The 7,247-nt window shown below is 70.9% G+C and carries 8 protein-coding genes; 5 read left to right on the forward strand and 3 right to left on the reverse strand.

What is annotated here, in order from left to right; all coding sequences use genetic code 11:
* Nucleotides 1-41: 41 nt before the first annotated feature.
* Together ACFDS6_RS02920 and ACFDS6_RS02925 are read right to left on the reverse strand one after the other, a co-directional pair.
* Nucleotides 42-719: an NnrU family protein gene (locus ACFDS6_RS02920; protein WP_375270620.1), complete on the reverse strand. Its 678-nt coding sequence runs from the start codon at nucleotides 717-719 to the stop codon at nucleotides 42-44.
* 21 nt (nucleotides 720-740) lie between these two features.
* The gene (locus ACFDS6_RS02925) at nucleotides 741-2,552 is read right to left on the reverse strand and encodes a peptide MFS transporter (RefSeq protein WP_375270609.1); all 1,812 of its coding nucleotides are present in this window, start codon (nucleotides 2,550-2,552) and stop codon (nucleotides 741-743) included.
* Between the two features lie 126 nt (nucleotides 2,553-2,678).
* Here ACFDS6_RS02925 and ACFDS6_RS02930 point away from each other — a divergent pair, with 126 nt between their 5' ends.
* Genes ACFDS6_RS02930 through ACFDS6_RS02945 form a run of 4 tightly spaced genes read left to right on the forward strand, consistent with a single transcriptional unit; the run spans nucleotide 2,679 to nucleotide 4,606 of the window.
* Complete coding sequence (locus ACFDS6_RS02930) at nucleotides 2,679-3,257, forward strand: nitroreductase (protein ID WP_375270610.1); 579 nt, start codon at nucleotides 2,679-2,681, stop codon at nucleotides 3,255-3,257.
* 51 nt (nucleotides 3,258-3,308) lie between these two features.
* Nucleotides 3,309-3,665, forward strand: coding sequence for a GntR family transcriptional regulator (locus ACFDS6_RS02935; RefSeq protein ID WP_375270611.1), 357 nt, complete (start codon nucleotides 3,309-3,311; stop codon nucleotides 3,663-3,665).
* Nucleotides 3,666-3,707: 42 nt separating this feature from the next.
* Nucleotides 3,708-4,130, forward strand: a complete 423-nt coding sequence (locus ACFDS6_RS02940) for a hypothetical protein (RefSeq protein WP_375270612.1) — start codon at nucleotides 3,708-3,710, stop codon at nucleotides 4,128-4,130.
* A complete protein-coding gene (locus ACFDS6_RS02945; RefSeq protein ID WP_375270613.1) occupies nucleotides 4,127-4,606 on the forward strand; it encodes a hypothetical protein in 480 nt (159 codons plus the stop codon). The genes ACFDS6_RS02940 and ACFDS6_RS02945 overlap by 4 nt, the downstream gene beginning before the upstream one ends.
* A gap of 4 nt (nucleotides 4,607-4,610) precedes the next feature.
* Here ACFDS6_RS02945 and ACFDS6_RS02950 read toward each other — a convergent pair whose 3' ends face one another.
* Entirely contained in the window at nucleotides 4,611-6,281 is a 1,671-nt protein-coding gene (locus tag ACFDS6_RS02950) for an acyl-CoA dehydrogenase (protein WP_375270614.1), read from the reverse strand.
* A gap of 37 nt (nucleotides 6,282-6,318) precedes the next feature.
* Between ACFDS6_RS02950 and ACFDS6_RS02955 the strand changes: the two genes are divergently transcribed.
* Nucleotides 6,319-7,245: an L-threonylcarbamoyladenylate synthase gene (locus tag ACFDS6_RS02955; RefSeq protein ID WP_375270615.1), complete on the forward strand. Its 927-nt coding sequence runs from the start codon at nucleotides 6,319-6,321 to the stop codon at nucleotides 7,243-7,245.
* The last annotated feature ends 2 nt before the right edge of the window (nucleotides 7,246-7,247 follow it).

Below are 7,247 nucleotides of genomic sequence, written 5' to 3' on the forward strand. Positions count from 1 at the left end.
TCGTGTCGCCAGAGCCGAACGTAACATTTGTTGCGCCCGGCTCAGACGATCCAGCGCCAGATACCCGCCGCCCAGCCGACGAGCGGTATGTGCGCCCAGGTCGCGGCGAGCCACAGCACGACACCGCCGCCGAGCGCGTGACCGCCTGGCGTGCCGATCCGCGCGCGCCCGCGGGTGATGGCGGCGAACGGCAGGTAGCTCGTTCGCCGCTGCCACTCGGGCCAGAAATCGGGCTGGAGCCGCGCCTTCTTGCGGTCCTGCAGATGCGCGCCGACCAAGGCGAGCACGATGATTGCACCCGCCAGCACGACGTTCGACGGATCGGGATAGACGAGGATGTGCACCGTGCCCCACAGCGCGAACGCCCACATCATCGGGTGCCTCGTGACCGCGAAGACGCCGCGCGCCTCGGGCACCGGCTTCGCCGCGCCGCCGGGATCGGGTAGCGCGGGGTTGCGCACCAGCGAGCCGGCGAACAGCACGCTCGCCACCAGCATGACGAGCGTCGCGACCGCCCATATTTCGTCGCCGACCGGCCATAGCGGGGTCGCCGCGGGTGCGGCGCGGTAAGCGGCGGCCAGCCACCCGAGCGTGGCGAACGCGACGAGGCTGTAGACGGCGGCGAACCCGCGCTCGCCGACGCGCGCCACCAGGCCCGCGCGCAGCGGATGCGACAGGAGAAAGTGCGATCCCACGAACGCGACCGCGGCGATCAGCACGTCCCCCACGTCGGCTCTCCCTTACTGCACGCCGTGCATCCAGCGCCTGATCAGCGGCGACAGCGCCAGCAGCACCGCGCCGATGATCGCGGCGGCGAGCCCGATGGTCCAGAACACCTGATTGTAGGTGTCGAGGCTGACCTTGAGGTTGGTGACCTGCCCGCCGACCGTCTCGACCGAGGCGACCTGCGCGACGATGCCGGCGACATATTGCGCGACCGAGATCGACAGGAACCAAACGCCCATCATCAGGCCGACGATGCGCGCGATCGACAGCTTGGTGATCATGCTGAGGCCCACCGGCGAGATGCACAATTCGGCGAGCGAGTGGATCAGGTAGAGCCCCGCCAGCCACCACAAGGCGACCTTGAAGTCGGCGCCCGCGAACTGCCCGCCCCATACCAGGAACAGGAAGCCCGCGCCGACGCCGATCAGCGCGATGCCGAACTTGACCGGGATCGATGGCTCCAGCCCGCGCGCGGACAGCTTGGTCCACAGGATCGACATGATCGGCGCGAAGATGACGATGAAGAGCGCATTGAAGAACTGCGTCTGCGGCGCGGTGATCGCGAAATCGCCCGCGACGGTCAGGTCGGTGTTGCGGTCGGCGAACAGCGTCAGGCTCGACCCCGCCTGCTCGAACAGCGTCCAGAATACGACGTTGAAGACGATCAGGATCATCGCCGCCAGCATCATCTGGAACTCCTCGCGGCTGCCCTTGGCGTAGGACCAGATCAGGATGCCGGGCACCGCGACCAGGAAGGTGCCGAACAGCAGCTTGCCCATCAGCGGCAGCGACTCGACGTAGCCGAGCAGCCCCGACCCGGCTTCCGGCGGCGCGGCGTTCATCAGGTTGGTGAACAGCAGGTAGAAGACCGGGACCGCCAGGATCGCGCCGGCGAAGATCGCGAGCGTGCGGTCGGCGCCCTCGCGCACCGGGGGCTCGCCGATGCCGTCGAGCTTGCCACCGTTGAACTGGATCAGCGACCAGGACACGAGCATGCCCGCGGCGGCGAGGCCGAACCCCGCCCACCAGCCGACCGCGTCGGCGAGGAACGGGCAGAGCAGCTGCGAGCCGAGCGAGCCCAGGTTGATCCCCATGTAGAAGATAGTGAACCCCGCGTCGCGGCGGCGGTCGCCGTTGGGATACAGCTCACCCACCATGGTCGAGATGTTGGGCTTGAAGAAGCCGTTGCCGACCGAGATCAGGCTGAGCGCGATGAGCAGCACCGCGGTCAGGAGCGCGCTGCGCTCGCCGCCCGGCTCGAACGCGCCCTTCGCGACCGTGCGCGCGACCGAGCGATCGGGGTTGAGCAGCGACACGGTGCCGTCCTCGTTGCCCTTGATCTCCAGCCGGCCCTGCGGGGTGACGAGGAAACGCTGCTCGCCCGCGGCGCTGGTCGGACCGTCGCGGAAGCCGTCGATCTCGACCGCGTAGCGCTGCCCGTCGACCGTCGCGATCGGGCGCGCGGTGTCGCCGCCGAAGCAGAGCGTCAGGTAGCCGACCGCCATCATGATCGCGCCGAACTTCACCGACCGCTTGGAGCCGAGATACTGGTCGGCCAGGTAGCCGCCGACGAGCGGGGTCAGGTAGACAAGCGCGGTGAACCCGCCGTACAGCCCGGTCGCCTCGCGGTCGCCGAACACGAAGTGCTTGGTGAGGTACAGCGTCAGCAGCGCGCGCATGCCGTAGAAGCCGAACCGCTCCCACATCTCGGTGGTGAACAGCCGCGCGAGCTGGCGCGGGTGGCCGAACCAGGTTTCCTCGGCCGCCGGGTTGACGTGGGTGATGTCGGGCTCGGCGCGGTTGTCGGCCGTCGGGGTGTCCACCATTGTCTGAAATACGCTCCCTGAACTCGCACGTGGCGCACGCTGCGTGGCGCGCGCGATGGTTGCACGGGAGACTAGCGGCAAAGCCGGTGCTGTAAATACGCGTTAACGCTTCCTAGATGCGCGCCCATGTTCAACGACCGCTCATCGCTGCTCTCGCATCTGTCCACCCGTCGCTCGGGCAAGCCGCGCGATCTGGTCGCGCCGGGTCCAAACCACGCCGAACTGGTGGCGATGATCGCGCTCGCGGCGCGCACACCCGACCACGGCAAGCTCGCGCCGTGGCGGTTCGTGATCGTCGGCGACGACCAGCGCGAGCGGCTCGCCGCACTGCTGGTCCAGGCGTACCGCGCCGAAAAGCCGGAGGCGCGACAGGCGGAGCTCGACAACATGACGCAGTTCGCGACCCAGGCGCCCTCGCTGGTCGTCGCGCTGTCGTCCCCCAGGACCGACAACAAGATCCCGGTGTGGGAGCAGGAACTGTCGGCGGGCGCGGCGTGCATGAACCTGCTCCACGCGGTGCACGCGCACGGCTATGCCGCAGGATGGCTGACCGGCTGGCCCGCCTTCTCCGACCGGGTCCGCGACGCGTTCGGCGGCGCGCACGAGCGGATCACCGGCTTCGTCTTCATCGGCACGCCCGCGCGCGCGCTCGACGAGCGGCCGCGTCCCGCGATCGAACAGGTGTGGAGCGACTGGCAGGGCTGAGGCGCGGGGCTGAAGGCTCGACTTCGCCCCCATTTGCTGTATTAACGCAGCATGGCAGCACTGAGCAACGAGGACAGCCCGGTCTACATCCGGCTGCGCGCAACCATCGCCGCGGGGATCCTGCGCGGTGACTTCGTGGCGGGCGACCAGCTCCCCTCGGTCCGCGCGCTCGCGGCGGAACACGGCGCCAACCCGCTGACGGTCGCCAAGGCGTATCAGAGCTTCCAGGACGACGGCTACGTCGAGGTGCGCCGCGGCGTCGGCATGTTCGTGCTCGCGGGCGCGGTGGAGCGGCTGCGCGACGCCGAGCGTGAGAATTTCGTTGCCAACCAATGGCCGCGCATTCGCGGCTACATCGACCTGCTCGGGCTCGACCCGCACGACCTGCTGGAACGCAGCGACGCCTGAGCCACGCGAAACCGTGCGGCGACGTCGATCGTTGTCGCGCGCATGAGCATTCTCGTCTCCGTCCTGCTTGGCAGCGCCGCGGTCGCCGCGCCCGCCACCTCGCCACAGGCCGCGCGCGCGGTGGTGGAGCGATACTATGCCGCGATCGACCGCGGCGACTACCGCACCGCCTATCGCGCGTGGGCGCAAGGCGGCCGGGCGAGCGGGCAGAGCTTCGACCAATTCATCTGCGGCTTCGCGCGGACGCGGCACACCAGCGTGGTGGCGGGCGCGCCCACCCGACCCGAGGGCGCGGCGGGATCGACCTATATCCGCGTACCCGTGACGGTGCGCGCGACGCTGAAGGACGGCACCGCGCAACGCTTCGCAGGGACGTATACGCTGCGCCACGTAAACGACGTCGACGGCGCCACCGCGGAGCAGCGGCAATGGCACATCCAGAGCGCGTCGCTGCGTCGCCAATGAAGCGCGCCACCGCCCTGCTGCTGATCGCGCTCGCCGCGTGCAGCCGCGCGCCCGAGCCGCAGCCCGAGCCGACGCGCGCCGTTGAAGCGCCCGCGCCTGCGCCAATACCGAGCGCGGCCGGCACCGACCTGTCGCGCTACGTCGGCAAATACCCGTTCGATCCCGTCGCGGGCACGCGCTTCGTCGACGAGCCCGCGGTGCGCGCCGCAGTGGCGCTCGTTGTGCCCGACGCCGAGGTGCGCGACATTGTGCTGAGCCGCGACGCGACCGCGAACCCAATCGCTGAGCGGGACGGACGCGTGCTGTCCTGGGCGTGCGAGGCGCACAATTGCGGGCCGCACAATTGGGCGATCGCGATCACCCCAGACGGTCGCGACGCCGCCGTCTGCTACCATGACCAGGACGCGGGCGTGTCGCGCTGGTACCCGGCGGATTACCGCGCGCCCGCACCCGACGGCTGCCCGTCGGGCGAGTGACCAGTCAGAACGCGTCGGCGGCGAGCGCGTAGAGCTGGGTCGCGGGCGCGTTCGCCGCGGCCTCCAGCCCCATCGCCTCGGGCACGATCTGGTCGAGGTAGAAGGCGACGCTCGCCTGCTTGACCGCGTCCGCGCCTCCCACGCGTGCCTGCCGCTCGAGCAGCCAGCCGCAGGTCGCGACCGACAGCATGGTCAGGAACGGGTAGCTCGCCGCCTGGCGATCGTCGGCGTCGGCGGTCTGCAATCGCCGCCCTACGCTCTCGCACGCGTCGACCAGCGCGGTGAGGCGCGGGTGCTCAGCCTCGGCGCGCATGTCGGCGATCAGGCCGGCGAAGGCGCCGCCGTTCGACAGCGACAGCTTGCGCCCGACGAGGTCGGCGGCCTGGATGCCGTTCGTCCCCTCGTAGATCGGGGTGATGCGCGCGTCGCGGAAGAATTGCGCCGCGCCGGTTTCCTCGACGAAGCCCATCCCGCCGTGGACCTGGATGCCAATGCTCGCGATCTCGTTGCCCAGATCGGTCGCGTGCGCCTTAGCGAGCGGCGTGGTGATCTCCAGCCGGTCCTTCGCCGCCGCGTCGCCCAGCCCGGCGCGGTCGACCTGTCCGCAGGCGTAGTAGACCAAAGCGCGCGCCGCCATCGTCTGCGCCTTCATCCGCATCAGCATGCGGCGCACGTCGGGGTGCTCGATGATCGCGGACTGCGCGCCGGCGCGCGCGCCCTGGACGCGCTCGCGGGCGTAGTCGACCGCCTTCTGCGTCGCGGCCTCGGCGACCTGCACGCCCTGGAGGCCGACGTTGAGGCGGGCGTTGTTCATCATCGTGAACATCGCGCGCATCCCGCCGAACTCGGGGCCGATCAGTTCGCCGACGCAATCGTCGTGGTCGCCGAACGACAGCACGCAGGTGGGCGAGGCGTGGAGCCCCATCTTGTGCTCGATCGAGACGACGCGAACGTCGTTGAGTGAACCGCCCGCGCGTACCTTCGGCACCAGGAACAAGGAGATGCCGCGCGTGCCGACCGGCGCATCGGGGGTGCGCGCGAGGACGAGGTGGACGATGTTGTCCGCCATGTCGTGGTCGCCGAACGAGATGTAGATCTTGGTGCCCTTGATCGCGAACGTGCCGTCGCCGCGCGGCACGGCGGTCGCGCGCAGGGCACCCACGTCGCTGCCCGCCTGCGGCTCGGTCAGGTTCATCGTGCCGGTCCACTCGCCGGTCGCGAGCTTGGGCAGGTAGGTCGCCTGCTGCTCGGGCGTGCCGTGATGCTCGATCGCCTCGATCGCGCCGACCGTCAGCGTCGGGCAGAGCGCGAAGCCCATGTTGGCGCTGCCGAGCGTTTCGAGCACCGCGGCCTGGACGACGAAGGGCAGCCCCTGACCGCCGTGCTCCTCCGACACGCCGATCGTGCCCCAGCCACCCGCGACGTACGCCTGGTACGCCTCCCGGTAGCCGTCGGGCATGACGACGCCCTCGGGGGTCCAGCGCGCGCCGACCGTGTCGCCGACACGGTTGAGCGGCGCCCACTCGCCCGCCGCGAACTGCGCCGCGCCCTCCAGCACCGCGTCGATCACGTCGGGAGTGGCGGCGGCGAAGCGATTGGTCTCGGCGAGCTCGCCGATCCGCGCAACGGTGTCGAGGACGAAGCGCTGCTCCGATACGGGGGCGGTGAAGGCCATTTCTCTCTCCTGGTCGCGCCCGCTATAGCGTGCGCGCATGGAGGCTCAACCACCCGTCATCCGCGCCTTCGGCGATGCCGCGATCGGACGGGCCGCGGCGCTGATCCGCGCCGGCGGGATCGTCGCGGTGCCGACCGAGACGGTGTACGGGCTTGCTGCAGACGCGCGCGACGCCGCGGCGGTCGCGGGCATCTACGCCGCCAAGGGTCGGCCGAGCTTCAACCCGCTGATCGTCCACGTCGCTGACCTGGCCGCGGCGCAGCGGATCGCGGCGTTCGACGACGAGGCGCGCACGGTCGCGGCGCGGTTCTGGCCGGGGCCGCTGACGCTGGTGCTGCCGCTGCGGGACGACGCGGAAATCGCGTCGCTGGTCACCGCCGGGCTCGACACGGTCGCGATCCGGGTGCCGGCGCACCGCGCGATGCGCGCGCTGATCGCGGCGAGCGCCGCGCCGCTCGCCGCGCCGTCGGCGAACGCGAGCAACGGCATCAGCCCGACGCTCGCGAGCCATGTCGCCGCGAGTCTCGGCGCGCGCGTGCCGCTGATCATCGACGACGGCGCGACCGCGGCGGGAGTCGAGTCGACGATCCTGGCCGGGCGCACGATCCTGCGCCCCGGACCGGTGACCGCCGAAATGCTGGGCGCGGTGCTGCCGGTCGCCGCGGGCACGACCGCGCACGTCAGCGCGCCGGGGCAGCTCGACACGCATTACGCGCCCATGAAGCCGCTGCGGCTGGAGGCGACGCGGCCGCGCGCGGATGAGTGGCTGATCGGGTTCGGCGCGGTCGCGGGCGACGATACGCTGTCGGCGGCGGGCGACGTGGCGGAGGCGGCGGCAAGGTTGTTCGACGCGCTGCACCGCGCCGACGCGTCGGCGGCGAGCGCGATCGCGGTCGCGGCGGTGCCGGAGCGGGGCGTCGGCGTCGCGATCAACGACCGGCTGCGCCGCGCCGCGCACCGCTGACG

Source organism: Sphingomonas sp., assembly GCF_042095875.1.
Taxonomy (GTDB): Bacteria; Pseudomonadota; Alphaproteobacteria; order Sphingomonadales; family Sphingomonadaceae; genus Sphingomonas.

Bases quoted from the DNA above. Each gene is read 5' to 3' on its own strand.
- ACFDS6_RS02925 (WP_375270609.1), bottom strand. From the start codon at position 2,552: ATGGTGGACACCCCGACGGCCGACAACCGCGCCGAGCCCGACATCACC.
- ACFDS6_RS02930 (WP_375270610.1), top strand. From the start codon at position 2,679: ATGTTCAACGACCGCTCATCGCTGCTCTCGCATCTGTCCACCCGTCGC.
- ACFDS6_RS02935 (WP_375270611.1), top strand. From the start codon at position 3,309: ATGGCAGCACTGAGCAACGAGGACAGCCCGGTCTACATCCGGCTGCGC.
- ACFDS6_RS02940 (WP_375270612.1), top strand. From the start codon at position 3,708: ATGAGCATTCTCGTCTCCGTCCTGCTTGGCAGCGCCGCGGTCGCCGCG.
- ACFDS6_RS02945 (WP_375270613.1), top strand. From the start codon at position 4,127: ATGAAGCGCGCCACCGCCCTGCTGCTGATCGCGCTCGCCGCGTGCAGC.
- ACFDS6_RS02950 (WP_375270614.1), bottom strand. From the start codon at position 6,281: ATGGCCTTCACCGCCCCCGTATCGGAGCAGCGCTTCGTCCTCGACACC.
- ACFDS6_RS02955 (WP_375270615.1), top strand. From the start codon at position 6,319: ATGGAGGCTCAACCACCCGTCATCCGCGCCTTCGGCGATGCCGCGATC.